This window comes from Arthrobacter sp. NPDC057388 (assembly GCF_042668165.1).
In the GTDB taxonomy this organism is placed as follows: Bacteria; Actinomycetota; Actinomycetes; order Actinomycetales; family Micrococcaceae; genus Arthrobacter.
The window spans coordinates 1-1017 of the sequence record NZ_JBHVBL010000116.1; the positions used below are offsets into that span (position 1 = coordinate 1).

Consider the following 1017-nt stretch of genomic DNA (forward strand, 5'->3'; position numbering starts at 1 on the left):
CAGTCAATATGGTTTGTGCCAATTCGCACCGTTAGCGCTGAAAATTCTGCTGTATAGTCGCTTGGCGTGTCATGATAGTTCACCGCTCTTATGCGATAGTACCAAACGTTATCTACACCGGCTGTATCATGAACCCATCCGCCCTCTTTCCCTCGCCATAATCTAGTGGAAAGAGAAGGTGTGAAACCTTGTACTTTAGAGCCGTAAACCTCATAAGCCGCAATATATGAAGAAGAATCAAAGTCCCATGCTAGAGAAACGCTTGAGAAAAGACCTTGAACAGAAACATTAGACGGTACAGGAGGCTTAATGTCAGGAAAATTCCCATCGGTAACAGTCACGCTGCGGTCAATATTATTTATTTTGTCCTCTATTTCATCTAGTCGCTTATCTGTTTGATAAACTTCTAGGAATTGGCCCATTTCTACTTGTTTTATGTGAGGGGCTATTATGTCATATTCTAAAGCAATAATGCGGGATTGAACTTCTATAGGGTCAGCCCGTTTCCGATCTATGGCCGTCCTGGTGTCTCCTAGCGAAACATGATCAGTAGGAATGACAGTTAATTCATATAGGCGTTGGGGAACTGAAGCTATATTTTTGAGATATTCAAATGTTTTTTGTAATAGCTCTTTCGGATCAAGTATGTTTTCATCCTGCCACTGGCCGAAAGAGTTAATGAACGTTCCGTCTGACTTTTTATATCCATACTTCTCTATTGCTCCAGGAAGCTCTACCCACATTTGCCCCCTCGGTTTGTCTGCGGGATCGCCAGCAGCTTTACTCCAAACCACATCGGCAAAATCAATATAACGAGAATGCCCTCCGTTCTCTGTTTCTACGCTGCCGCCCCATCCATACATAGCAGAAACCGGATAAGCCATGTCTGTAACATGAATGCTTTCAATGTTATATCCAGTCTCGAAACGATCACCCTCATCTTGCCCGCGTCGTGGCAGGATGTTGACAACTCGTTCAATAATTTTATTGCTTTCCTCGTCAAAAGTGACAGTAAAG

1 protein-coding gene is annotated in these 1017 nt (G+C 43.2%); it reads right to left on the reverse strand.

The features are described 5' to 3' along the window. Positions 1-1017 (reverse strand): phage tail spike protein (locus ACFUTU_RS21475; RefSeq protein ID WP_377967984.1); only part of this gene is annotated, 1017 nt, incomplete at both ends.